This is a genomic window from Halomonas sp. DN3 (genome assembly GCF_024137905.1).
GTDB lineage: Bacteria > Pseudomonadota > Gammaproteobacteria > Pseudomonadales > Halomonadaceae > Halomonas > Halomonas litopenaei.
Window position 1 is genome coordinate 278,105 of sequence record NZ_CP099965.1, and the last position, 24,817, is coordinate 302,921.

Annotated in this window: 21 protein-coding genes; 7 read left to right on the forward strand and 14 right to left on the reverse strand. The window is 64.5% G+C overall.

All coding sequences use genetic code 11. The annotated features are described in order from the left end of the window. Positions 1 to 29: 29 nt before the first annotated feature. From NKF27_RS01260 to NKF27_RS01280, 5 genes are all read right to left on the reverse strand, one after another. Positions 30 to 1,043 (reverse strand): TRAP transporter substrate-binding protein, encoded by a 1,014-nt coding sequence (locus NKF27_RS01260; protein WP_108131778.1) that lies wholly within the window; start codon positions 1,041 to 1,043, stop codon positions 30 to 32. Positions 1,044 to 1,114: 71 nt separating this feature from the next. Then, the gene (locus NKF27_RS01265) at positions 1,115 to 2,092 is read right to left on the reverse strand and encodes a D-glycerate dehydrogenase (protein WP_253555013.1); all 978 of its coding nucleotides are present in this window, start codon (positions 2,090 to 2,092) and stop codon (positions 1,115 to 1,117) included. Between the two features lie 119 nt (positions 2,093 to 2,211). Further along, positions 2,212 to 3,183, reverse strand: a complete 972-nt coding sequence (locus NKF27_RS01270) for a sugar kinase (RefSeq protein WP_253555015.1) — start codon at positions 3,181 to 3,183, stop codon at positions 2,212 to 2,214. After that, positions 3,180 to 4,265 carry a LacI family DNA-binding transcriptional regulator gene (locus tag NKF27_RS01275; protein ID WP_108131775.1) on the reverse strand — a complete coding sequence of 362 codons (1,086 nt, stop codon included), beginning with the start codon at positions 4,263 to 4,265 and terminating at the stop codon, positions 3,180 to 3,182. The genes NKF27_RS01270 and NKF27_RS01275 overlap by 4 nt, the downstream gene beginning before the upstream one ends. 258 nt (positions 4,266 to 4,523) lie before the next feature. Beyond that, the gene (locus NKF27_RS01280) at positions 4,524 to 5,216 is read right to left on the reverse strand and encodes an HAD-IA family hydrolase (protein ID WP_045992255.1); all 693 of its coding nucleotides are present in this window, start codon (positions 5,214 to 5,216) and stop codon (positions 4,524 to 4,526) included. Between the two features lie 250 nt (positions 5,217 to 5,466). Between NKF27_RS01280 and NKF27_RS01285 the strand changes: the two genes are divergently transcribed. After that, positions 5,467 to 5,754 (forward strand): DUF4235 domain-containing protein, encoded by a 288-nt coding sequence (locus NKF27_RS01285; RefSeq protein WP_253555018.1) that lies wholly within the window; start codon positions 5,467 to 5,469, stop codon positions 5,752 to 5,754. A gap of 42 nt (positions 5,755 to 5,796) precedes the next feature. Here the strand turns inward: NKF27_RS01285 and NKF27_RS01290 are convergent, their stop codons facing one another. From NKF27_RS01290 to NKF27_RS01300, 3 genes are all read right to left on the reverse strand, one after another. Beyond that, positions 5,797 to 6,732: a 3-hydroxyacyl-CoA dehydrogenase gene (locus tag NKF27_RS01290; protein WP_253555020.1), complete on the reverse strand. Its 936-nt coding sequence runs from the start codon at positions 6,730 to 6,732 to the stop codon at positions 5,797 to 5,799. A gap of 48 nt (positions 6,733 to 6,780) precedes the next feature. Then, entirely contained in the window at positions 6,781 to 7,872 is a 1,092-nt protein-coding gene (locus NKF27_RS01295) for a zinc-binding dehydrogenase (RefSeq protein WP_213227328.1), read from the reverse strand. 122 nt (positions 7,873 to 7,994) lie between these two features. Further along, complete coding sequence (locus tag NKF27_RS01300; RefSeq protein ID WP_108449999.1) at positions 7,995 to 8,516, reverse strand: 2,4'-dihydroxyacetophenone dioxygenase family protein; 522 nt, start codon at positions 8,514 to 8,516, stop codon at positions 7,995 to 7,997. 419 nt (positions 8,517 to 8,935) lie between these two features. Between NKF27_RS01300 and NKF27_RS01305 the strand changes: the two genes are divergently transcribed. Both NKF27_RS01305 and NKF27_RS01310 read left to right on the forward strand, forming a co-directional pair. Further along, positions 8,936 to 9,955 carry an AraC family transcriptional regulator gene (locus NKF27_RS01305; protein ID WP_253555021.1) on the forward strand — a complete coding sequence of 340 codons (1,020 nt, stop codon included), beginning with the start codon at positions 8,936 to 8,938 and terminating at the stop codon, positions 9,953 to 9,955. A gap of 268 nt (positions 9,956 to 10,223) precedes the next feature. After that, a complete protein-coding gene (locus tag NKF27_RS01310; RefSeq protein WP_253555023.1) occupies positions 10,224 to 11,312 on the forward strand; it encodes a hypothetical protein in 1,089 nt (362 codons plus the stop codon). 100 nt (positions 11,313 to 11,412) lie between these two features. Here NKF27_RS01310 and fba read toward each other — a convergent pair whose 3' ends face one another. From fba to NKF27_RS01335, 5 genes are all read right to left on the reverse strand, one after another. After that, positions 11,413 to 12,477: a class II fructose-bisphosphate aldolase gene (gene fba, locus NKF27_RS01315; RefSeq protein ID WP_045992249.1), complete on the reverse strand. Its 1,065-nt coding sequence runs from the start codon at positions 12,475 to 12,477 to the stop codon at positions 11,413 to 11,415. A 145-nt stretch (positions 12,478 to 12,622) separates the two neighbouring features. Continuing rightward, positions 12,623 to 13,786 (reverse strand): phosphoglycerate kinase, encoded by a 1,164-nt coding sequence (locus tag NKF27_RS01320; protein WP_253555025.1) that lies wholly within the window; start codon positions 13,784 to 13,786, stop codon positions 12,623 to 12,625. Between the two features lie 67 nt (positions 13,787 to 13,853). Then, positions 13,854 to 14,882: a type I glyceraldehyde-3-phosphate dehydrogenase gene (locus NKF27_RS01325; RefSeq protein ID WP_253555027.1), complete on the reverse strand. Its 1,029-nt coding sequence runs from the start codon at positions 14,880 to 14,882 to the stop codon at positions 13,854 to 13,856. Positions 14,883 to 15,018: 136 nt separating this feature from the next. Beyond that, a complete protein-coding gene (locus tag NKF27_RS01330) occupies positions 15,019 to 15,735 on the reverse strand; it encodes an LrgB family protein (RefSeq protein ID WP_253555030.1) in 717 nt (238 codons plus the stop codon). Further along, positions 15,732 to 16,115: a CidA/LrgA family protein gene (locus NKF27_RS01335; protein ID WP_253555035.1), complete on the reverse strand. Its 384-nt coding sequence runs from the start codon at positions 16,113 to 16,115 to the stop codon at positions 15,732 to 15,734. Before NKF27_RS01335 ends, NKF27_RS01330 begins: the two co-directional genes overlap by 4 nt. A gap of 174 nt (positions 16,116 to 16,289) precedes the next feature. Between NKF27_RS01335 and NKF27_RS01340 the strand changes: the two genes are divergently transcribed. Beyond that, a complete protein-coding gene (locus NKF27_RS01340) occupies positions 16,290 to 17,342 on the forward strand; it encodes a class I fructose-bisphosphate aldolase (RefSeq protein WP_045992244.1) in 1,053 nt (350 codons plus the stop codon). 165 nt (positions 17,343 to 17,507) lie between these two features. Here the strand turns inward: NKF27_RS01340 and tkt are convergent, their stop codons facing one another. Continuing rightward, positions 17,508 to 19,499, reverse strand: a complete 1,992-nt coding sequence (gene tkt / locus NKF27_RS01345) for a transketolase (RefSeq protein WP_045992243.1) — start codon at positions 19,497 to 19,499, stop codon at positions 17,508 to 17,510. Between the two features lie 371 nt (positions 19,500 to 19,870). On the opposite strand from tkt, the gene metK reads away from it, so the two are divergent. The 3 genes from metK (at position 19,871) to ligB (ending at position 24,817) form a co-directional block, all read left to right on the forward strand. Further along, entirely contained in the window at positions 19,871 to 21,091 is a 1,221-nt protein-coding gene (gene metK / locus NKF27_RS01350; RefSeq protein ID WP_045992242.1) for a methionine adenosyltransferase, read from the forward strand. 910 nt (positions 21,092 to 22,001) lie between these two features. Continuing rightward, entirely contained in the window at positions 22,002 to 22,469 is a 468-nt protein-coding gene (locus tag NKF27_RS01355) for a hypothetical protein (protein WP_253555037.1), read from the forward strand. A 239-nt stretch (positions 22,470 to 22,708) separates the two neighbouring features. Next, a complete protein-coding gene (gene ligB / locus NKF27_RS01360) occupies positions 22,709 to 24,817 on the forward strand; it encodes an NAD-dependent DNA ligase LigB (RefSeq protein ID WP_253555039.1) in 2,109 nt (702 codons plus the stop codon).

A 24,817-nucleotide genomic window follows, 5' to 3' on the forward strand; every position in this document is an offset into this window, starting at 1 on the left:
GGGCTTGCCCCGGTGCGGGGGGGGGGAGGTTACTCGGCGTTGACGATCATTTGATGCAGCTCGGTCAGGCCCATCTCCTCGATCACCTCGGCCAGCGGCTCACTGACGATTTCCTGCATCTTCTCGCGGTCGAGTTCATGCAGGGTCGCACCTTCTTCGACCAGCAGGTCGAGCGCCTCGGAGTCCTGATCGAGCTGTACCCCGCGGGCATAGCTTGCGGCCTGGTAAGCCGCATCCATGACCGCCTCCTGTTGCGCTTCGTCCAGCCGGTCCCAGGTCATCTCGGACATGGTCAGCAGGCGCACGGTGATGTCGTGTTCGGAAAGGCCGATGTGCGGCGCCACCTCATGGAAGCGCATACGGTGGATCCACTCCGCCTCGTTGAGCAGGCCATCGATGGCGCCCAGTTGCAGGCCGGTATAGATTTCCTTCCAGGCCATCACGGTGGGCTCGGTGCCGAGGGCAGACCAGGCGGTGATCAGCGGCTTGGTGGGGTTGGTGCGAAGCTTCATGCCCTCGAGATCTTCGAGGCTGTCGAGTGCCCGACTGGAGACGATCTGGCGCTTGCCACCGCCGAAGAATGCCAGCACCTTGACTCCGGTCTCGGCGGTGATCTGGTCGGCAATCTCACGGCCAACCTCACCGTCGAGCACGGTTTGCCAGTGCTCCTGGTCGCGGTACAGGAAGGGAATGGAAAAGACGTTGGCGGTATCCGAGAAGTCGGTGATCAATCCCGGGTTGATGATCGACATGTCGAGGGCACCCGCCATCTGCTGCTCGAACATTTCTGTCTCGTGCCCGAGCACGGAGTTGCCCATGATCTGCACACCGAGGTCGGTGTCGGACTGTTCGAGCAGTTCCTTAAAGCGGGTGGCACCGAGATGGTAGGCAGTGTCCTCAGTGCCGCCGTGACCGAAGCGCAGATCGAAGGCTTGGGCGCTGGCACCGAGGCCGAGCCCGGCGAACAGGGTAGCGCCGACCAGCAGACCGTGGCCGAGGCGCGCAATGGAGGTGCGGGAAAGGGGCTTGGGGGTATGAGTCATGTAAACCTCGATTTATTGTGTTGTCAGGCGTTGGCCGATTCAGGGGATGGGGCCGGCCACCCCATGGATCTTCAGTCGTTCAGCACTTCGTCGTTGACTGGACTCAACGGGCGTTCGCCCTTGAGCGCCAGGCGGATATTGTCCACCGCGCGCTGGGCCATGGCGGTACGCGTCTCGTGGGTGGCCGAGCCGATATGGGGCAGGGCGACCACATTGGCCATGTGCGGCAGCGGTGAGTCCGCCGCCAGCGGCTCCTGCTCGTAGACGTCGAGGCCGGCGGCATGCAGGGTGCCGTCTTGCAGCGCCGCGATCATGGCGGCTTCGTCAACCACCTTGCCACGGGCCAGGTTGACGAAGATGGCGCCGGGCTTCATGCGCTGGAACTCGGCGGCGCCAAAGAGCTTTTCGGTCTCGCGGGAGAGCGGCACGGTGACGCAGACGAAATCGGCCTGCTCGAGTAGCTCTTCCAGCTCGCGTCGCTGGGCGCCGAGTTCTCGCTCGAGCTCGGGCTTGGGTGAGGCCTTGGTATAGAGGATCTTCATGCCGAAGCCCAGGGCGCCGCGGCGGGCGATGGCGGCGCCGATACGGCCCATGCCGACCATGCCCAGGGTCTTGCCGTGGACGTCGCTGCCATAGAGCGGCTTGCCGATGCTTTCCTTCCAGTTGCCTTGCTTGACCAGCTCGGCCAGTTCGACGGCTCGCCGTGCGGTGCTCATGATCAGCAGAAAGCCCGTATCGGCGGTGGTCTCGGTCAAGACGTCAGGGGTGTTGCACAACAGGATGCCGCGGCGGGTCAGCTCGTCGAGGGGATAGTTGTCGTAGCCCACCGAAATGCTGGCGATAGCCTCGAGGTTCGGCGCCCTGTCGAGCAGCGAGGAGGTGATCTTGAGGCTTGAACCAACCAGGCCATGAGCCCGTGACAGGGCGTCGACAAAGGCCGGGTCCTCGGTATGCGAGACGCCCGGCAGGTAGTCCACGTCGAACTCCTCGCGCAGGGCGTCGAGCTGCTCTTGGTTGATCTCGCGAAATACCAGGATGCGTTTGGTCATGGGGTGCTCTTGTCGTTGTGGTGCGGTGGGTTCCCGGCCGTCCTTTTCGGCATGGGGCAGCCGGGGGCCGCGTCGGGTGACGTCTGCCGAAGGCAAGGGGGCCTTCGGCAGTCGGCGCGTCAGGCCGCGGTTGCGGCTTCCAGTTGGTCCAGGCGCTCGCGGTCGGGGAGTCCTTCCATGTCGCCCGGTACCTGGACCTGCTCGGCGCCGATAAGGTTGGCGCGCTTGAGCGCCTGGCGTGGATCGAGACCATCGAGCATGGCGCTGACGAAGCCCACGGCGAAGCCATCCCCGGCGCCGACGGTATCAACCACCGTCTCCACCGGGACGCCGGCCACGGTGAAGGCTTCGTCTTGCCCTGTCAGGGTGCCGCGGTAGTAGCTGCCCTCCGGGCCTAGCTTGATCACCACGGCATCTGCACCCTGATCCAGGTAGAAGCCGGCGATATCGTGGGCGCTGGTCTGGCCGGTCAGCAACTGGCCCTCGGACAGACCGGGCAGCACCCAGCTGGCCTGGGCGGCCAGGCCGTTGAGGGTGTCGCGCATCTCGCTTTCGCTGGCCCACAGGGTCGGACGCAGGTTGGGATCGAAGGACACGCTGGTGCCATGCTGGCGGGCCTTTTCGAGCAGAAACTGCGAGAGTTCACGGCAGCTGGCGGACAACGCAGGCGGGATGCCGGTTGCGTGCAGATGGCGCAGGGTGCTGAAGTCGACGTCCTGGGCGTCGGCCGGCGACAGCTTGCTGGCGGCGCTGTTGTGGCGACGGTATTCGACTCGGGGATCCGCGCCGCCCACCGCGCGCTCCTTGAACACCAGACCGGTGGCGTGCTCGGCGTCGGTGATCAGGTGGCGACAGTCGAGGCCTTCGCGCTCCAGGCTCGCACGCAGGTAGCGGCCAAAACAGTCTTCGCCGACCCGACTGAGCCAGCCCACCTTGAAGCCCAGCCGTGACAGGCCGATGGCCACGTTGGTGTCGGCGCCGGCACAGCTGCGCGAAAAGCGCTCGACCTCGGCCAGGTCGCCAGGGGCGTCGGCGGCGAACAGCGTCATGGCCTCGCCGAAGGTAAGGATGTCAGGAGTGTTCTGGTTCATGAGGAGGTCTCTGAGGTGGAAGACGAAGAGGACACTGAGGAAGGCTCCGCAGTGGCGGAAGGGGTGGCAGCGGGCTGGGTGGAGCCCCTTGCCGTCAGCGTCGGGGCGAAGGTCGCACGCTGCGGCGCCTGCCGAGGCCCGACGGCACGGGCGCGCAGGCAGTCGACGGCGGCCTGACCGATGGCACCGGTGGGCTGGGCAAGGGTGGTGATGCCCGGTTCGGTCAGGTCACACCACTCTAGCTCGTCGATGCCCATCAGCCCGATCTCTCCTAGGAGGTAGCCGAGGGCCTTCATGCGTCGGGTCAGTGCCAGGGTTACCTGGCCATTGGCGCAGAGGATCGCCGGGCGGGAATCGCCTGCGCTATCGACAAATCGAGCCAATGCCTGGTCCAGGCGTTGGCGATCGCCAAGCTCGATGACCAGGGTGTCGCCGGATAGCGAGCCGTCACGGCAGCGCTGGTTGAAGCGCTCCAGACGAGCTTGACGAGAGCTGGCCTGGGCCGGCGGTTCGGTAATGAACAACAGGCGCCCGTAGCCCTGTTCGCGCAAGTGCGCGATGGCCATGTCGATGGCGGCGTCGTTGTCGAGCCCTACCTCGTCGGCATGGACGTCGGCGAGGCTGCGATCGAGCAGTACCAACGGCGTGCCGCTGTCGGCCAGCTGGGCGAGGGCGTCGCTGTGGCGGCCGGTCGCGTTTACCACCAGGCCCTCGATACGGTAGGACGAAAGCAGCGCCAGCTGCTGGCGCTCCTGCTCGAGGTCGTTATCGCTGTTGCACACCATCAACGACAGTCCCGCCTGACGACAGGCCTGTTCGACGCCATGCATGATCGCCACCGAAAAAGGATTGCGGATATCGGCCACCAGCATGCCGACCAGGCCGGAGGGGCCTCCCTTGAGGCCCCGGGCCATGGGATTGGGCTGGTAGCCCAGCGCAGTGGCGGCAGCGACGATACGCTCGCGCATGGCCCCGGACAGCCGTTCTCGTTCACCGCTGTAGTAGCGCGAGACGCTGGTCTTGGAGACGCCAGCCTGGCGGGCGACTTCGAGGATGGTGGCGGGTCGACGGCGGTCATTCATGGGGCGGCTCTTGGATAAGATGGTATCGTCCGTTTACAAGGGCGACGCTGGCGAGCCCTGTCGAGGTGAGCAGGCCAGGTGATGCGACAACGGCAGGACGTCGAGAAGTCCGTATGGGAACGTTCCCATTGGCTGACAAGCTTAGGCGCTAAAGGCCGAAGCCAGCAACAAGGCGTGCCTTAGACAATGGTCTTGAGGTGATGTAGAGCAATGAAAAGGCCCGACAATTGCCGGGCCTCAGGGTATATGCAGCGGAATTTAGCCGCTGGAGAGCATGGCGTGTCTGTCGCGATCCTTCTGCAGCCGTGAGATGACCGTCGGCAGCTGGAACATGCTGGTGATCATGTGGGCGCCTTCGGGCGTTTCTTCGGCATCGGCGAAGCGATTGAGGTGGACCACGGTCATGCCTGCGGCCAGGGCCGCGTTGACGCCGACGATGGCGTCATCGATGGCGATGCAGTCCTCGGCGGCGAAGCCCATGATGCTGGCGGCATGCAGGTACAGGCAGGGGTCCGGCTTCCAGCAGTTGGCCGTGTAGCCGCTGAACAGGCGATTGCCGAACACCTCGGTCAGGCCCACGGTGGCAAGCGAGGTGCGCACCTTGTTTTCGGGGCCGTTGGAAACCACGCCCATGGGGTAGTGCGACAGCGCGGCGAGGGCCTCGGTGGCACCGGCGATGGGGGTCAGGTCGGTGGCCAGGCGGCGGTTGAGGTTGGCGCGCATGCTCGCTTCCAGCACCTCGAGGTGGTCCGGATCGACCTGACCATGTTGTGCCTCGAGGGTGGCGACGATGTTGCGAAAGCGCGCGCCGCGAAAGTCGCCCATATAGTCCTCGGCCCGGAACGGCAGTCCGGCGGCGGAGAGGCTGACGGCCATCTCGGCGGCCAGCAGGGGTTCACTGTCCACCAGGGTACCGTCACAGTCGAACAGCAGGCAGAGGGGGCGAGCCATGGAGGCGACCTCGCGATTCGTTGCGTTATCGAACAGTGTTGCAGATTTCTGCGGAGTCTGCCTGTGTTCGAAGTCGAAAACCACAATTTTTGAACACTGTTTTTTCACGCTGCGCAGTCCGCACTATTGCGGTGCGGAAAAGGGGAATTTGAGGCGGCGAGGACCTCTTCGCTATGCTGAAACACTGCGGTGTTCGAAACACCACATTCTCGGGGCGGGATGGCCCCGGCCATGGTTCAAGGAGGTACTCATGAAAGAAGAGACACTGTGGTCCATCGTGGGATCCGCGGCCGCGGTGGGGGCCAGCGTGATGTCGCGCAAGGCCGCCAAGCGTGCCTATCAAAAGGTATCGGACAAGGAACCGCCGGAAAATCCGGATCGCGACGACGTCGAGTGGCGCGAGGCGATCCTGTGGGGAGCCGCTACCGGCGTGATGGTCGGCGTGGCCCGCGTAGTGGGCCGTAGCGCCGGGCGCAAGGCGCTGGACAAGACCCGCAAGGGCGGGCGTTCTGCCAAGCTGCTGCCCGGCAAGCGTTGATCACAGTACAGCAAGGGGCGTCGCCCACCGCCCCTTCCTGGGTCAACCCGCCATGCCCTTGAGCACCTGGGCCGCGATGGGACCTGCTTCGCTGTGGTCGGGGATCGCCATGAAGGCGCTCTGGGAATAGGCGGGGTCGGGATAGCGGTAAAAGCCTTCGCCACTGGGCAGACCGAGCTTTCCGTTGGCAAGAAAATGCTGATGGATGAAGTTGGCGTTGGCCCGCATTTCGTCGTTGTCGTCGACCTCGCCCCAGTGGTGGCTGACGTCGAAGCACGTCTTCATGCCGATGATGTCCATCATGCCGCAGGGCCCCGCTGCAGAGCTCCACATCTTCATGAAGGTGCGGTCGATCATCTCGGCGCTGCCGACGCCCTCACGCAGCAGGGTCAGGGAAGCTGTCAGCAGTGGCACCAGCCAGCTGTTGATCAGATAGCCGTTGCGCGGCTTTTCGACCGGAATGGGGATCATGCCGATGTCGATGGCGAAGCGCGTAACCGACTCCAGGGTAGTGAGTGATGTGCGTGGGTGAGCCATCACCTCGGCCACATTCATGATCCACACCAGGTTGGCGAAGTGCAGCGCGCAATAGCGCTCCGGGCGTCCGCTGTCATCGGCGAAGTCGGCGGGCAGCAGGGTCGAGGAATTGGTTGCTACCAGGGTCTCGGGGCCGAGCAGCGGTGACAAGGTTCGGTACAGCTGGCGCTTGATCTCGGGATCTTCGGGTACGGCTTCGATCACCAGTTCGGCGTCGGCCACCGCTTCGGCCAGGTCGCTGGTGTAGGCGAGCCGCGCGCGGGTGGCGGCGATGGCTTCGGGCTTGGCGCCCACGTCGGCCTGATAGATGCCGGCGTAGTGGTCATGGCTTGCGTGGCAGCGCTCCAGCGCCGTGTCGTCGATGTCATAGACGATGACACTCTTGCCCTTGAAGGCGCTGTGCCAGGCGATCTGGCCACCCAGGACGCCGCCACCCAGCACGCACAGCCTGTGTGGTCCATTTTCGAGAGAGGAGGAAAGGCTCGGGGGTCATGTTCTGTCTCCGTGCTGGATCAGAATCTTGGCGTGATCACCGGGATGGCGAAGCGTCTCGAAGGCCGCAGGGACCCCGTCGAGGGTGACGCGGTCGGTGATCAAGGGGGCGGCGTCGAGGCGGCCGTCGGCGAGGTCGGTGAGGGTGGCAGCGAACTCCTCGGGGCGGTAGCCGAACGAGAAGCTGAGGTCCAGCTCCTTGCCAATACCGACGATCGGCTCGATCTGATCGGTCTGCATGCAGACGCCGACCACCACCAGCCGACTTCTTGGTGGCAGGTCGAGCATGGTCCGGGCGATCAGACCGGGCACGCCGACACACTCGAAGGCCACGCAAGGCCTGGGCTGAGCGCCGATCGACAGCATTGCCATGGGGCCGTACATGTCGAAGCCCTGTGGCGCTTCTGCGGCCTCGAGCCAGCAATCAAAGGGGGCACGTTCGGCCGGATCGACAACGATATCGGCACCCAGGCACTCGGCCAGTTGGCGCCGATGGGGGGAGAAGTCGGTGGCCACCACCGGGCCAAAGCCGGCCGCCTTCAGTGCCATCACCACCGACAGGCCGACCGGACCGCAGCCGATCACGATCGGCACTTCGCCTCCGGCGAGCCGGGCTCTGGCGACGGCGTGGCGGCCGATGGCCAGTGGCTCGGTCAGTGCCGCCAGTTCGCTGGGCAAATCGCCGGGCACCTCCAGCAGACTGTGTTCCTGAAGGCGCATCAGCTCACCGAAGCCGCCGGGGTAGGCGTTGGCATAGCCGATGTGATGAAAGCCTTGAGCGTTGACCGCGTAGGGCACCGAGCAGACGCGGGTTCCGGCCTTGTATCGCTTGTCGCAGCCGGGGCCGTGGTCGAGGATCTCGGCACAGAATTCGTGGCCGAAGACCACGCCCTGGTCCGGTTCGAAGGCCACCGGAACGCGGCCCTTGCGAAGCCCCGCCAGCGCATCGTGACAGTGATCTGCCATGTGCAGATCGCTGCCGCAGATACCGCAGGCCAGGGTCTTGACCAGCACTTCTCCCGCTTCCGGCGTCGGGTCGGGCAGTGACTCGAGGCCGAGTCGCTCGTTGCGCAGGACGATCGCGCGCATGGGGAATCTCCTTGGCGTCGATGACGGGCCCCGCGGCACCTGCCTGGCGGGACACATACCGAGCGCAATTGTTGTAGGGAGTCTTGTCGATTGACGCCGCGTGGAGGCGTGATCTTGGCGGGCTAGCGCGGCGCGTCGGTGTAGTGCGGTTGGGGAGGCGTGACATAGCGCGCCGGGTCGAGGCCGCGCTCGGTGATCAGCGCATCGATGAGCCCCATGATGCTGCTGGCGTCCATCAGCCCCAGATAGTTGCCTTGCTGATCGAAGTTGACGTTGGCGCCCTCGACGACCATGAAGGTGTCGGTGATCCCGTCATTGTCGGCGGGAGTGGCGAAGGTATGGATGGAGCCGCCGGGCTCGTACAGGTAGCAGCCGGCGGTCTGGGGTTGATCGGGATACTCGAGATAGTGCCAGCGTCCCGACAGGGTGAAGAAGTGCACCGTACCGGTGTGGTAGTGCTTGGGCAGCACCACACCGGGTTTGAACTTCACCCGCAGCACCCAGACGCCGTTGTGCGGGTCGAGAAACAGCGGCTGGACGTCGACGCCGGGGATGCCTGGCAGCGCGTCTTCATAGATGGGGAGTTCCTGGGTATCCAGGGTCAACAGGGCATCATGGGTCGAAATCTGGAAAGGAAATGGCATCTTGTTGTCGCTCTTGTCGTGGATGGATCAAAGAAACGTCTTCGAAGCATCATCCTCGTCTGCAAGACATCCTCCGATTTGACATTTGATGACAAGGATTTGACCTTGCACGACACTTAGGGCTAGACCTTAGATGGAGAGGGCTAGGGCTTGTCTGAAAAGTGCCTGCGCTCGGTAATACGGCGTTAAAAATCGGATCAAAATGCTCATTTACACCCCGTAAACTGCGCTTTCTCACCGATTTTTGCCTTGTCTAACCTTCGCTCGTCGACTTTTCGGACAGCGCCTAGGCCAAGCGCGCTGGAGGCAAGAGCCCCAGGATCAACCGCCTCGAAAACGATGTATCGCTTCGAAAATTGAAGAGAGAATCAGCATCCGAGCAACGTAGGTGCTAAGGAAGTCAGGCTGAGGGAGAGAGCATGGCCGACTATTCGCGAGCGTCGTCACTGCACGGTTTCGCCAACTTCGCGCGCCAGCAGGACATCGACCCCGAGGCCCAGCTTGCCAGGGTGGGACTATCGCTCTCGTTGCTGGAGTCGCCGGAAAGCATCATCGAGTTCTCGAGTCTGGCGATGCTGCTCGAAAACTGTGCCGAAGCATCCGGAGATTCGCTGTTCGGCCTGAAGTTCGGCCAGTACCAGGGAGTCGATATCTTCGGACCCTTGCTCTACCTGATTCAGAATGCCGCCACGGTCGGCCTGGCGCTGGAGGCGCTGGCAGATCACTTTTCCGCCCACTCGAGCAGTGCGGTCATCGACATCGAACGTGGCCCCCGCCAGGCCTTTCTCAGCTACACCATGGTGGGGGGCGGGGCGGCTCCCGGTCGCCAGATCAGCGAGTTGCCGGTAGGCGTCGGCCAGCGCCTGCTGTCGTTGCTGCTGGGGCCGCAGTGGCGTCCCAGGGCCATCTATCTGGCGACGTCCCCCAGCGTGCCTGCGCTCCTGTATCAACGTTTGCTGGGGGTGGTGCCGACCTTCAACAGCCCTTCCGATGGCTGGCTGCTGGAATGTTCCGACCTCGAGCGTCCTCTGGTGACCGCCGACGGACGTCTGCATCGCTTGATGGAGCAGTATCTGACCTATCGGCCGGAACAACTCCCTCAAGATCTGGTCGATGAAGTGTCGTGGCAAATCCGTCAGCAGCTGGGGCAGGGGGGCGCTGGACTCGATGACATCGCCAGGCGACTGGCGCTGAACCCGAGAACGCTGCAGCGACGTCTGGCCACCAGGGGGCGATGTTTCCAGGATCTGGTCGATGAGGTCCGCAGGCAGTTGGCGATTCATTATCTTCGGGAAACGTCGCTGCCGTTGACCGATATCGCGAATCTGCTGGGCTACTCCGAGTTGAGCGCGCTGACGCGAGGTTGTCGCCGCTGGTTTGGGGTTGCGCCGAGTCGCTGGCGCCAGCACCAGCGGCGGAGATCGAACGGCGCAGGTTAGGCGCTGGTCTTCGAGTCGGCAGCCCGGGTGGTGGGCGCGAGGCGATTGCGCTGAAGTGCGCTTAGGTTATCGCTTCAGCACAGCTGCAGCCGGGTGTGGTCCGAAGGATGTGTTTCACTCTCCATGGGGACGGCCCGTGTACCCCTGATGTGGCCATGCCAAGGGGCGCCCAGGTCTTGGTGGACACTAGACTTGTTGCTGCTGACATCACTGTCATCAAGGTTGCCATCAAGAGAGCTATCACCATGAGCGAAGGAGAGGCGCGACGATGACGCCGCTATGGAAGGCATATCGGTTTACGCGCCGCGAGCAGCATGCCGCGGAAGCGGCCAGATCACGGGAGTCGCTGATCCAGATCCTGGATCGCGCCCGGGACGAGGACGTGTCGCTCAATCCGCGTCCTTCCTCCACGATTCTGGCGCTGGGGCTTCTCTGCCTGTTGCTGGGCACGCTCGGCTTTATCATCACCCTGGCGGGAGGGCTCTCCTGGCCGTGGCTGATTCCGCTGGCGCTGGTCGGGGCAGCCTTGCTGGGTTTCGACTGGCACGCCACCGAGCGGGTGGCCGCCTTCCTGCGACTGTTGGTGCGGCGTGCGGCGGAGCTCGACTTTAGACTGGCCGAGCCCGATGTCGATCTTGATGCGATGCTGACGACGCTCCGGCGAAAGATCACCGACTTTCAGCGTACCTATGCGGACAATGGCGAGCTTGAGTACTGCCGCAGGGCGGCTGATGAGCGCGTCGGTGGCGAATACTGGGTCTATCGCTTCTCCTATGACGAGGGCATGGACAAGGACCGTCGGACCTATCATCGCAACGGCCTGATCTGCGATCTCTTCGAGGTGGCGGCGGTGGATCTTTGCAACCCGCGAGAGGGCAAGTGGCGACTGTTGCACCACGGTTCCACCGGCGAACGCTGGGGAGAGGGCGCCTTTTCTCGCTATTTCGTCGCCTGCACGGCGGAACATGACGCCCTGGCGGCGTTTCTTACCGATGATGTCGTTGACTGTCTCGTGCGTCTTGCCCGCAGTTATCCGGAACTGAACGTTCAGGTCACCCGGGATCATCTGCTGTGTCTGACCTGGTCCGGCGAAGACCCCTACGCGCGGTTATTCGAGCCTGTCTCGGTGGCGCCTGCTGCGCGGCGGGCACCCTTTACCTCGAGCCAGGCGCCGGGGGAAGACCCCGATGAGGTCTATCGGGCGCTTGAAAGGCGACTGCGTGCCCCGCGCCATCTCACCGCGCTGGAGCCGCTGCTCAATGCCATCGAGGACATTCGCGCCGAGCTACCGGTGTCCTCGGCCCGCACGGAGGCCAATATTCCGTTGCGGCGACGGCTGGAAGAGTCCACCTGCTGACGAGCGGTTCGGTGTTGTACCAGCGGCGCACAATGAAACGCCCCAAGCCTTGCCGGCATGGGGCGTTTTTGCGTTACCGCTGCGGGAATCTGATCGACGCTTACTTCACCTTTGGATCAAGTTCACCTCGGGCGTAGCGCTCGAACATGCCTTCCAGACTGATCGGCTTGATCCTGCTGGCGTTGCCGGCGGTGCCGAAGGCTTCGTAGCGGGCGATGCAGATGTCCTTCATGGCGCTGACGGTAAGCTTGAGGAACTTGCGCGGGTCGAACTCTGCCGGGTTCTCGGCCAGGAAGCGACGTACCGCACCGGTCGAGGCCAGACGCAGATCGGTGTCGATGTTGACCTTGCGCACGCCGTGCTTGATGCCCTCGACGATTTCTTCCACCGGGACGCCGTAGGTCTCGGGGATGGCACCACCGTTGGCGTTGATCACCTCGAGCCACTCCTGGGGCACGCTGGAGGAGCCGTGCATGACCAGGTGGGTGTCCGGGATGCGCTCGTGGATTTCCTTGATACGCTGGATCGACAGGGTGTCGCCGGTGGGCGGACGGGTGAACTTGTAGGCGCCGTGGCTGGTGCCGATGGCGATGGCCAGGGCGTCGACGCCGGTGGCCTTGACGAAGTCGGCGGCCTCTTCCGGGTCGGTCAGCAGCTGGTCGTGGCTCAGCTTGCCCTCGGCGCCGATGCCGTCTTCTTCACCGGCCATGCCGGTTTCCAGGCTGCCCAGGCAGCCGAGCTCACCTTCTACCGACACGCCACAGGCGTGGGCCATCTCGACGGTACGGCGGGTGACGTCGACGTTGTAGTCGTAGTCTGCCGGGGTCTTGCCGTCCTCGCCCAGGGAGCCGTCCATCATGACCGAGGAGAAGCCGAGCTGGATCGAGCGCTGGCACACCGCGGGGCTGGTGCCGTGGTCCTGGTGCATGACCACCGGGATATGCGGAAACTCTTCCACGGCGGCCAGGATCAGGTGGCGCAGGAAGGGGGCGCCGGCGTATTTACGGGCGCCGGCGGAGGCCTGCAGGATCACCGGGGAGTCGGTGGCGTCCGCGGCTTCCATGATGGCGCGGACCTGCTCGAGGTTGTTGACGTTGAAGGCCGGCACGCCGTAGCCGTGTTCGGCGGCGTGGTCCAGCAGTTGGCGCATACTGACGAGTGCCATGGAGGTACCTGATTCTTGAAGAGGTCGAGAGCGCGATGCTGTCGCGCCCATGTCGCTTGGGTTGTCAAAGGGCCGGCGATGGCCGGCCCCGGGGCTTGGGCTTGGTAGAGAGCGCCGGCGAGCGCCGGCGCTTTTTCGGCAAACCTCAGCGAGCGGCGGCCTCGAGGGCGCTGACCGCCGGCAGTTCCTTGCCCTCGACGTACTCGAGGAAGGCGCCGCCTCCGGTGGAGATATAGGACACCTGCTCGGCGATGCCGTACTTGTCGATGGCTGCCAGGGTGTCACCGCCGCCGGCGATGGAGAAGCCGTCGCTTTCGGCGATGGCCTTGGACAGGGCCTCGGTGCCGCCACCGAACTGGTCGATCTCGAACACCCCGACGGGGCCGTTCCACAGGATGGTGCCGGCGCTCTTGAGCATGCCGCCCAGGCGGGCGGCGGTGTCCGGGCCGATGTCGAGGATCATCTCGTTGTCGGCGACCTGGTCCACCGGCTTGGTGACGGCCTCGGCCGAGTCGGAGAACTCGGTGGCCACGACCACGTCGGTGGGCAGCGGAATCTCGACCCTGGCCATCAGCGCCTTGGCCTTGTCCACCAGGTCGGCCTCGTAAAGAGACTTGCCGACGTTGTGACCCGCCGCGGCGATGAAGGTGTTGGCGATACCGCCGCCGACGATCAGCTGGTCGCACTTCTCGGACAGGGCGTTGAGCACCTCGAGCTTGGTCGAGACCTTGGAGCCGCCGACGATGGCGGTCATCGGGCGCCTGGGAGTCGCCAGCGCCTTTTCCAGGGCATCGAGTTCGGCGGCCAGCAAGGGGCCCGCGCAGGCGGTCGGTGCGAAGCGGGCCACCCCGTGGGTCGAGGCCTGGGCACGGTGGGCGGTACCGAAGGCGTCCATCACAAAGACGTCACACAGCTCGGCGTAGCGCTTGGCCAGGGCTTCGTCGTCCTTCTTCTCGCCCTGGTTGAAGCGCACGTTCTCGAGCAGTACCACGTCGCCGTCTTCCAGGCTCGGTTCCTGCTCGAGATAGTCGGTCACCAGGCGCACGGGGCAGTCCAGCAGGTCACCGAGGTAGGCCGCCACCGGTGCCAGGGTGAACTCGTCGGCCGGCTCGCCTTCGGTGGGGCGGCCCAGGTGGCTCATCAGCAGCACCTTGGCACCTGCGTCGCGAGCTGCCTTGATGGTCGGCAAGCTGGCGCGCAGACGGGCATCGCTGGTCACCTGGCCGTGTTTGACAGGTACGTTGAGGTCTTCGCGAATCAGTACCCGCTGACCCTTGAGGTCGAGATCGGTCATCTTGCGCACGTTCATGTCGGCAGATCCTCGTCTGGAAAGTCTGAGGGAGACAGCGAATGGCAACGGCTGGTCAGTGGAAGTGTCATCGCTCGGGAACCCGGGGAAGGCTGGCGAGGCGCCCGGCCACGTCCAGCATGCGGTTGGCGAAGCCCCATTCGTTGTCGAACCAGCAAAGCAGCTTGAGCAGGCGGCCACCGGCCACCCGCGTCTGAGTGGCGTCTACGATACCGGAGCGGGGATCGTGGTTGAAGTCGATGGACGCCATGGGCTCCTCGGTATACCCCAGCAGGTCAGGAAGCCGTGACTCGCTGGCCTCGCGCAGCAGTCGATTGACCTCGCTGGCCGAGGTATCACGCTTGACGCAGATCGACATGTCCATGGCCGAGACGTTGATCGTCGGCACCCGTACATGGAGGCACTCGAAGCGCTCCGCCAGGTGCGGCATCAGACGATTGATGCCTCGGGCCAGGCCGGTGTCCACCGGCACGATGGATTGCATCGCCGAGCGGGTCAGGCGCAGATCGGTCTGGTGGTAGGCATCGATCACCGGCTGGTCGTTCATGGCCGAGTGGATGGTCGTGGTCACACCGTGCTCGATGCCCAGCGCCTCGTCGAGCACGGTGAGGATCGGCACCAGGCAATTGGTGGTGCAGGACGCTGCCGAGACCACCCGGACGTCGGGCGTCAGGTCGTCATCATTGATGCCGCTGACGATGGTGGCGTCGACGTCACTTTCCGCCGGCTGGGAGAACAACAGCCGGCCGGCCCCTGCCGCCAGATGGCGCTCGGCGGTGGCGCGATCCTTGAAGCTGCCGGAGCACTCCAGCACCAGGTCGATGGCTAGCGCCCGCCAGGGCAGGCGGTCAGGGTCCTCTTCGGACAGCACCTGGATCGCATGTCCGTTGATGATCAGATGGCCGTCGCGGCTTTCCACCCGACCGGGGAAGCGTCCGTGGGTGGTGTCGTAGCGAGTCAGGTAGGTAATGGTATCGAGTCCCGAGAGCTCATTGATCGCCACCACCTCGAAGCTGGGGTCGTTGCGTTCGATGAGGGCTCGCAGGACGCACTGGCCGATGCGGCCGTAGCCATTGATGGCAATACGCTGGGCCATGGGACTCGATACTCTCCACGGAGGGATGGACACAGGCGCGAAAGTCTATCTCAAATTGCCCCGCGCGTCGCGGCTCCAGCGGCGTCATACGCGGCATAAAACCGCGCAGGCAGCACAAGAATATAGCTGAATCGGTTCAGCCGAGCATGCTGGCCAGGCGCCAGGCCAGCGGCATCATCAGCGCCGTCAGCACCCCGGTCAGCGTCATGCCGAGAGAAGCGAAGGCACCGGCGGTGGGGCCCAGCTCGAAGGCGCGTACGGTACCGATGGCGTGGCCGTTGATGCCCAGTGCCAGACCCAGCAGGCGCTGGTCGGTGATCTTCAAGAGCCGGCCGAACAGGCTGACGCAGGCGGTGGCCGCGACACCGGTGATCAATAACCCCCCCATCAGGATCGGCACGGAGCCGCCCAGGCGTTCGGTGATGCCCATGGCGATGGGGGCGGTCACCGATTTGGGGGCCAGCGAGGCCAGCAGTTCCGGCGGCGCCCCCAATGCCCAGGCGATCAGCAACGCATAGCAGGCGGCCAGTACCGTCGATACCGGCAGGCAGACCAGCAATGGCCGCCACAGCGCGCGTATGTGGTGCATCTGCTGGTAGAGCGGCACCGCCAGGGCCACCGTGGCCGGGCCCAGCAACAGCATCAGCCACTGGGCACCCTGGCGATAGTCGACGTAGGCGATGCCGGCCGCCTTGAGCGTCGCGGCGAGCAGCAACGAGGCCAGCAGTACCGGCGGGCACCAGCCGGGGGAGCCGAGCCGCCGAAACAGCGCCATGCCGGCGAGGTAGGCGCCGATGGACAGGGCGATGGCCAGCATCGATGTATCGAGGTGATCGACCAAGGCGAGGCTCATGAGGTCTTATCCTGGGCGGTGGCGGTCACCTCGGACGGCGTCGCCGGCAACAGGCGACGCATCAGCCACAGGGTGCTGGCAACGCTCAGCAGGGTGCCCAGAGTCAGCGCCAGCCCCACGGCGAGCCAGTGGCCCGAGATCTGGTCGAGCACCCAGAACACCCCGACCACGCCGGGCATGATCAGCATCGCCAGCAGCATGATCAGCGGTTGTGCCGCCGCCGCCACGTCCTCGTGCATACGTCCTCGTATTACGAAGACGCTGGTCAACAGCATCAGTCCGACGACGCCGGGGGACAGCGGCAGTTCACCCAGGCTGACCACCAGGTCGCCGGCCAGCCACAGCAGCGAAAGCCATAAAAAGCCTCGTAACACGGACATTGCAATCCTCTTGAGTCATTGTCACTGGCCGGGGCCAGGGGGATTGAGCCATTGTGCCGACTCATGGTGCCTTGGTCAGCAGGGGGTCTCGTTGCAGCGCGTCATCCGCTACCCTGTGTAGACTGAGTATTCGCCTACCGCCCGACCAGGTCGGGCATGACAGGGAGATTGATGATGAGTGATATTGCCAGCTGGCTGGGTGCCGAGGCAGAGGACCTTTTGACTCATGAATGTCGCGGTATCGCCAAGGAGCAACTGCACCTGCCGGGATCGGACTTCGTCGACCGGGTGATGATGGACTCCGACCGCTCGCCAGCGGTGCTGCGCAGCATGCAGACGATGTTCAACCATGGCCGCCTGGGCGGCACCGGTTACCTCAGCATCCTGCCGGTGGATCAGGGGATCGAACACTCCGCTGGCGCCTCTTTCGCGCCCAACCCGATCTACTTCGATCCGGCCAACATTGTGGAGCTGGCGATCGAGGGCGGCTGCAACGCCGTGGCTTCCACCCTGGGTGGTCTGTCGTCGGTGGCGCGCCGCTATGCCCACCGCATCCCGATGATGCTCAAGTTGAATCACAACGAGACGCTGACCTATCCGGCGATCTACGATCAGACCCTGTTCGCCGAGGTCGACCAGGCCTTCGACATGGGTTGCGTCGCCGTGGGTGCGACCATCTACTTCGGTTCCCCCGAGAGCCGTCGCCAGATCGAAGAGATCAGCGCGGCCTTCGAGCGCGCCCACGAGTTGGGCATGGTGACCGTGCTGTGGGCCTATCTGCGTAACCCGGCCTTCAAGCATGAGGGCACCGACTATCATGTGGCCTCCGACCTCACCAGTCAGGCGGTGCACCTGGCGGCGACGCTCAAGGCGGACATCGTCAAGCAGAAGCTGCCCGAGAACAACGATGGCTATCGCACCATCGGCTTCGGCAACACCCACGAGAAGGTCTACAGCGAGTTGACCAGCGATCACCCGATCGATCTGGCCCGCTATCAGGTGGCCAACGCCTACATGGGGCGTGCCGGGCTGATCAACTCCGGCGGTGCCTCCACCGGAGAGGGCGACTTGACCCAGGCGGTGCGTACCGCGGTGATCAACAAGCGGGCCGGTGGCATGGGCCTGATCTCCGGTCGCAAGGCCTTCCAGAAGCCGATGCGTGACGGGGTAAGCCTGCTCAACGCCATTCAGGACGTCTATCTGGCGCCGGATGTCACCATCGCCTGATCCAAGCCTGCCTCGACAACCGCGCAGGATAGAGGATCAGGCCGCCTAGGCCGACCATCAAGGTCGCTAGATACAGCAGGGGCACGGCGTAAGCCGTGCCCCTGCTCGTTTCTGCTGGTCACGCTTCTGGTCGCAACAGGCCGCGCGTGCCGGCCCGCGCTGGACTTAACCCAGCAGCGCCTTGGCGCGTTCCACCAGGTTGTCCACGGTGAAACCGAAGTGCTTGAACAGGTCGCCCGCCGGGGCCGACTCGCCAAAGCTGGACATGCCGATGGTGTCACCGTCGAGGCCCACGTACTTGCTCCAGTAGTCGCGATGGCCTGCCTCGATGGCCAGACGGGCGCGAACACTGCGCGGCAGGACGGACTCACGGTAGTCGGCGTCCTGGCTGTCGAAGACGTCGGTGGCCGGCATCGATACCACGCGCACCTGCTTGCCTTCGGCTTCCAGGGTTTCGGCGGCCTGCATGGCCAGTGTCACCTCGGAGCCGGTGGCGATCAGGATCAGCTCAGGGGTGCCTTCGCTGTCCTTGAGTACGTAGCCACCACGCTGGATGTTGGCCAGCTGGCTCTTGTTGCGCTCTTGGTGAGGCAGGCCTTGACGGGACAGTACCAGCGCGGTGGGGCCGGCGCTGCGCTTGACCGCGTGGGCCCAGGCGGCAGCGGTCTCGACCGCATCGCAGGGGCGCCAGGTGCACAGGTTCGGGGTGGTACGCAGACTGGTCAGCTGCTCGATCGGCTGGTGGGTCGGGCCGTCCTCGCCCAGACCGATGGAGTCGTGGGTGTAGACGAAGATGGCGCGCTGGTTCATCAGCGCCGCCATGCGCACGGCGTTGCGCATGTATTCCATGAAGATCAGGAAGGTGGCGCCGTAGGGCACGAAGCCGCCGTGCAGGGCGATACCGTTCATGATGGCGCCCATACCGAACTCGCGTACCCCGTAGTGCAGGTAGTTGCCGCCGGCTGCTTCGGCGCTGATGGCCTCGGCACCCTTCCAGAAGGTCAGGTTGGAAGGCGCCAGGTCGGCGCTGCCACCCAGCAGCTCCGGCAGTTGCGGGCCGAGCTCGTTGAGGCAGTTCAGCGAGGCCTTGCGTGAGGCCACGGACTCGCCCTTCTGCTGGGCGGCCTCGACCAGCGCTTCGCTGTTGAGCTCGCTCGGCAATTCACCCTTCTGGCGACGCAGGAATTCGCGGGCCAGCTCCGGGTGCTCCTGCTGGTAGCGCTCGAAGCGAGCCTGCCAGTCGGCCTGGTGCTTCTGGCCACGCTCGCAGGCGTCCCAGCCCTGGTAGATATCCTCGGGGATATGGAAGGGCGCGTGGGGCCAGTCGAGTTGCTTGCGCGCCGCTGCGACTTCCTCTTCGCCGAGTGCCGCGCCGTGGCATTCTTCCTTGCCCTGCTTGTTGGGGGCGCCGAAGCCGATGACGGTCTTGCAGATGATCAGGGTCGGGCGATCTTGCTGGGTGCGGGCCATCTCGATGGCGGCCTTGATCTCCTCGGGCTTGTGCCCGTCCACCGCCGGTACCACGTGCCAGCCGTAGGCTTCGAAGCGCTTGGCGGTATCGTCGGTGAACCAGCCTTCGACCTCGCCGTCGATGGAGATGCCGTTGTCATCGTAGAAGGCGATCAGCTTGCCGAGCTGGTGGGTGCCCGCAAGCGAGGCGACCTCATGGGAGATGCCTTCCATCAGGCAGCCGTCGCCGAGGAAGCAGTAGGTGTAGTGGTCGACGATCTCGTGGCCCGGGCGGTTGAACTGACCCGCCAGGGTGCGCTCTGCCATGGCCATGCCGACGGCGTTGGCCAGGCCCTGGCCGAGGGGGCCGGTGGTGGTCTCGACGCCGGGAGCGTAGCCGTACTCGGGGTGACCAGCGGTCTTGGCGTGGAGCTGGCGGAAGTTCTGCAGTTCTTCCAGACCCAGGTCGTAGCCTGACAGGTGCAGCAGGGAGTACAGCAGCATGGAGCCGTGGCCGTTGGACAGCACGAAACGGTCGCGATCGGCCCACTTGGGATCGTCAGGGTTGTGAACGAGGTAGTCGTTCCACAGCACCTCGGCGATATCGGCCATACCCATCGGGGCTCCGGGGTGGCCGGAGTTGGCCTTCTGGACGGCATCCATGGAAAGGGCGCGAATGGCGTTGGCCAGTTCGAAACGGGACGGCATTGAGGGCTCCTCGCCTGGGGCAAAGTGGCAATCTGACGTTGGCCTGCCCGGTGGGGGCGGCGCAGCGGCGTCAAGGATAGGCGCCGCCTGTCGTGCCTGTGGACAACGAGGGCGGGAGGGGCGGCGCGGATCGATCGGGGACATATTGTCGCCGGAAATGACAGATCCATCAAATGCCGGGGACTTGATCCATGCCTGGCAGGCTCTGCCATGGCCCGGCCTGTCGCTAGGAACCGGACGGTCGAGCGTGTAGAATTTCGTCCCGCCAGGTCCACGCGGAATCTGCATAGTGCGATCGTCGATCACGGTCGCTCCCGTTTCCATCTTGCCAGGCCCGCCTGCCGATTATCCTACAGAGGGTCGAGGACGCCATGAGCGAATACTCCCTGTTTACCTCCGAGTCCGTGTCCGAAGGACACCCGGACAAGATTGCCGATCAGATTTCCGATGCCGTGCTCGATGCCCTGATCGCGCGGGACAAGAATGCCCGTGTGGCCTGCGAGACCCTGGTCAAGACCGGTGTCGCCATCGTGGCCGGCGAGATCACCACCTCCGCCTGGGTGGATCTCGAGGAGCTGGTGCGCAAGGTGATCATGGATATCGGCTATACCTCCTCCGACGTCGGTTTCGACGGCGAGACCTGCGGGGTGCTCAACCTGATCGGCAAGCAAAGCGTCGAAATCGCCCAGGGCGTCGATCGCGAAAAGCCCGAGGATCAGGGCGCCGGTGATCAGGGCCTGATGTTCGGCTATGCCACCAACGAAACCGACTCTTACATGCCGGCGCCGATCCACTACAGCCATCGGCTGGTGGAGCGCCAGGCCGAGCTGCGCAAGCGTGGCCTGCTGCCCTGGCTGCGTCCCGATGCCAAGAGCCAGCTGACCTTCCGTTACGACGATGCCGGCAAGCCCTGCGCGGTCGATGCCGTGGTGCTGTCCACCCAGCATGATCCGGACATCGACCAGGAGCAGCTGCGCCAGATGGTCCAGCGCGAGATCATTGAGCAGGTACTGCCGGCGGAGTGGCTGTCCGACAGCACGCGTTATCACATCAACCCGACCGGCAAGTTTGTCATCGGCGGTCCGGTGGGTGACTGTGGCCTGACCGGGCGCAAGATTATCGTCGACACCTACGGCGGCATGGCGCGACATGGTGGTGGCGCCTTCTCTGGCAAGGACCCGTCCAAGGTCGACCGCAGCGCCGCCTACGCCGGCCGCTACGTGGCCAAGAACGTGGTAGCGGCGGGACTGGCCGAGCGTTGCGAGATCCAGGTGTCCTACGCCATCGGTGTCGCCGAGCCGACCTCGGTGTCGATCAACACCTTCGGCACGGGTCGTATCGATGACGAGCGTATCGTCGAGCTGGTGCGCGATCACTTCGACCTGCGCCCCAATGCCATTACTCGCATGCTGGATCTGCTGCATCCCATGTATCAGCTGACCGCAGCCTACGGTCACTTTGGCCGTGAGCCCTTCGAGACCAGCTATAGCTGGACCGATACCGAAGGCGAGATCCACACCGAGACCTTTACCGCCTTCCCGTGGGAGAAGGTCGACCGGGCCGACGCTCTGCGCGCCGCCGCCGGTATCTGATCCCTCTTTGTGGCATCAGCGGCACGGTGCCCACGCGCCTGCCGACATGACAAGGCCCGCCTGGTTCGCCAGGCGGGCCTTGTCGCATTGGGGCGGCGGGGGGCCGGCGAATGTGCGAAGCGACGTTGGCAGAGCGGTCGCAAGTCTTCTGGTGACCTGGCGGTGATTGTGCGTCTTTGCCTACCTCTTTGTCGCCGGGTTATGCGTCAAACGGCGACATCATCTCATTCCTTTTCATATCCGCGCATGCGGGCGGAGAAGCCTTTGGCTCACGGCTAATATTAGATGGAGGCAGGATGCAGATGCCGCTAAGTCGGCAGCGCGGTATCGCATCAGCGCGTCATCATCTGTCAGGCAGCCAGTGATGGTCGTTGGTGCTCGGTAGTCAAAGCTTCGATGTGTCGTCGTCCATCGCCAGATCGTTGTCGAGAAACCGCTGTTCGAGAAACCATCGGCGGCCAAGTGGCCTGCACGGGAAAGTGACGCCCACGTCGCCGGAAAAGCGGTTAGAAAGCGGCTGGAAGGCGGTTAGAAAGCGGTTGGAAAGCGGTTGGGAGGTGGCCAGAGCGTGAGAATGATTAGTGATAAAAAACGCTGGCGAGCCGCCTGATGGATGTCAGGAAAGAGGCGGTCCCGGCGACAGCTAAGGTATGGCCTGTGTGAGTTGGACGTCGGTATATATCCGTGTCCTTGGGCATGTTGGGTTGCTGGACAGGAGGCCGTTCGTGGAAGGGCATGCCTTGGCGACGATTGAGGTGTGGTCGGCACGATGTTCAGAAGCCATGGCGCCCGTGACAGGAAGACCAGCTGGTGCCCCGGGCGGCACGAAGAAGAGCCGAAACGCGAGTGGGACAGGGTCAGGGGCATGAGCGCTGCGCCAAGACGGTAGCAACGACAGGGGGATCAGAAGATGGGCGAAGCAAGGCACGACTATCACTTCTATCAGCGCCATCATCAGGGGCACTTTCAGCGCCTTCACGCAGACCCGACCTGCTCACGAATCAGGCTGGCGTCACAGCAGGAACTCTGGCGCGGGGAGTCGCCGTCGCGCAGAGGGGCGGGCGATGACGGGACCACCGAGACAGGAGCGCGAACTTCCCACGACGCGGAGTTGCCGGATGGTGATGATGACTATCTCCAGTATCGTGAGCTATTCATGACCAAGCTGGCGCTGGAGGCTACCGCCGCACTGGCAACGTTCCTGGTGACTGCCGCCGCCATCATGATGATTCTGCTGCAGCACCAGGGGCTCTTGACCGCAGTCATCGTCATTGCCCTGAGCGTGCCCGCCTTTGTGCTGTCGACGCAGCGCCTTTCGTGTCTGGGGCATGATGCAACGATGTTCGAGAGCGAACCCTTGGGAGATATTCGATTATGAGCATCGGCCAACAGGTGCTGCTCGGCGTCGCCATCACCTCGCCGTTGCTGGTGCTGACATGGTGGTCGGTACGACGTACCGATCGCCACCTGAGGAAGCGTCGCCAGTAGCACCTGAGCATGCGGGCGTGCCGTTCAGCCGAGCCGGCGATTGGTCGTGGCATTCGGCCGCCAGGTTTGACGGTGGCCTTGGGTTGTGATCTTCGATTGTGACCTTCGGTTGTGGCCAAGGAGGGCCAGATGGTCGGACGTCCCGCGTCATGTCAGGAACTCGCCTCGCGGCTCGCGTTTCATTTTTCATGCCTGTCTGCAGGAAAGGGGCGTGTCTTGCTGTTCGCTGGCTTTGTCGTCCTGCTTTCCTTTGCCAACGCCAACGCCAACGCCAACGCCAACGCCAACGCCAACGCCAGCTGTCCTGACTGGACGACGACCACGGCGTCCATTCGCATCGCCGAGTTGACCAGCCACCTGCGACAGTGGGAGCTGGCCTACCGCAAGGACGGCAGCTCGCCGGTCAGTGATGATGTCTTCGACCAGACCGAGCGACGGTGGCGGGAACTCCAGCGCTGTTTTCCCGAGCTTGAGGTGGCGGACTTCAAGGTGGACTTCACGGAAGGGGAAACCGCTCCTTCAGGGATGCCCTCAGCTCCCTGGCAGCGCCATCCTGTGGCGCATACCGGGCTGCGCAAGGCGCAGGACGCCGCCGAGGTGCAGCGTTGGCTTTCGACCGGTGTTCCAGACTCGCCGGCCGACCGCGCTACCGATAGCTGGATTCAGCCCAAGGTGGATGGCGTGGCGGTCACTCTGGTCTATCACGGGGGCCGCCTGGCGGGCGTGTACAGTCGTGGGGACGGGCGGATCGGCCAGAACTGGACGCGCCTTGCCGCGGACATCCCGTCGATTCCCCAGCGTCTGGCAGGTGATTGGCAGTCGCTTGCCGACGGCGACAGCCTGGTGTTCCAGGGTGAGCTCCATGAGCGCCTTGAGGATCATGTCCAGCAGCGGGATGGCGGGGCGGGGGCCCGTTCCCATGTGGCCGGCTGGCTCGCGCGCGATAAGTTGTCCCCTGCACTGGGCCAGCGTATCGGGCTCTTCGTCTGGTCCTGGCCGAAGGGGCCTATGGAACTCAAGGATCGGCTGGCCGGGCTCGAGCGGCTGGGCCTCGGTCAGATATCGCGATACACCCACCCTGTCGAATCCCTGGAGGATGCCGCTGCCTGGCGTGAGCGCTGGTATCACTCGCCGTTGCCCTTCGCCACCGATGGCGTGGTATTGCGGCGTGGGCGCAGGCCCGACGGTGTGACCTGGCAGGCCGAGCCGCCGCGCTGGGCACTGGCCTGGAAGTATCCACCGCGAGAGGCCCTGGCGGAGGTGGCCGACATCGAGTTTCGCATTGGTCGCAGCGGTCGCATCACCCCGGTGGCCCAGCTTGTGCCGGTGGAGGTGGATGGACGCCGGCTGAGCCAGGTCAGCCTGGGGAGTCTGTCACGTTGGCGCGAGTGGGACCTGCGCCCCGGCGATCAGGCGATCATCGAGTTGGCCGGGCTGATCATCCCCCAGCTAAAGGGGGTGGCCTGGCGCGCAGCCGAGAGACGCGATCTCGAGGTTCCGGCTGCATCGGACTTTCACCTGCTGAGCTGCTGGCACCCGACACCGGGCTGTCGGCAGCAGTTTCTGGCTCGCCTGGCCTGGCTCAGTGATCCATCGGCGCTGGATCTCGATGGTGTGGGGGAGGGCACCTGGAAGGCACTGGTGGACGCCGGCCTGGTGTCGGGGCTGCTGGACTGGCGGGAGCTGACGCCAGAGCAACTGGCCCAGGCAAGCGGCATCGGCAAGGTCACCGCAGAGCGTCTCGGTGTCACCTTCGCCGATACCGCTCATCGCGGCTTCTCGCAGTGGCTGGGCGCCCTGGGAGCACCCTCGGCCGGGCGCATCTCCGAGGACGACTCCTGGCGCACACTGGCGTCGCTGGATGCCGCCGGCTGGCGCCGCCGCCCTGGCGTCGGTGATGTCGGCGCCAGGCACTGGCGGGCATTTCTTTCGCATCCCGAGGTCGAAGCCCTGGCGCGGCAGCTGGCCGCCGCCGGTATCACCGGTTTCGTCGGGGCCTTCGACGATGACGCGACACGCCCGATTGCCACGCCGGGCTCGGCAGGTCCTTTGCACCGTCCTTTGAATCGCCCTTTGCTCAGCCCTTCGAATCGCCCCGCAGTTGGCCCTTCGAATCGCCCATCAGCGACGCCTTCTGCGACCCGCCTGAAAAGTGATCCGGACGCCCGGGCTGGGAACGATACGAACGCCCCGGTTGGCGAGCACGCTGTGGTGGCTCCTATAGTGAAGGCTGGATAA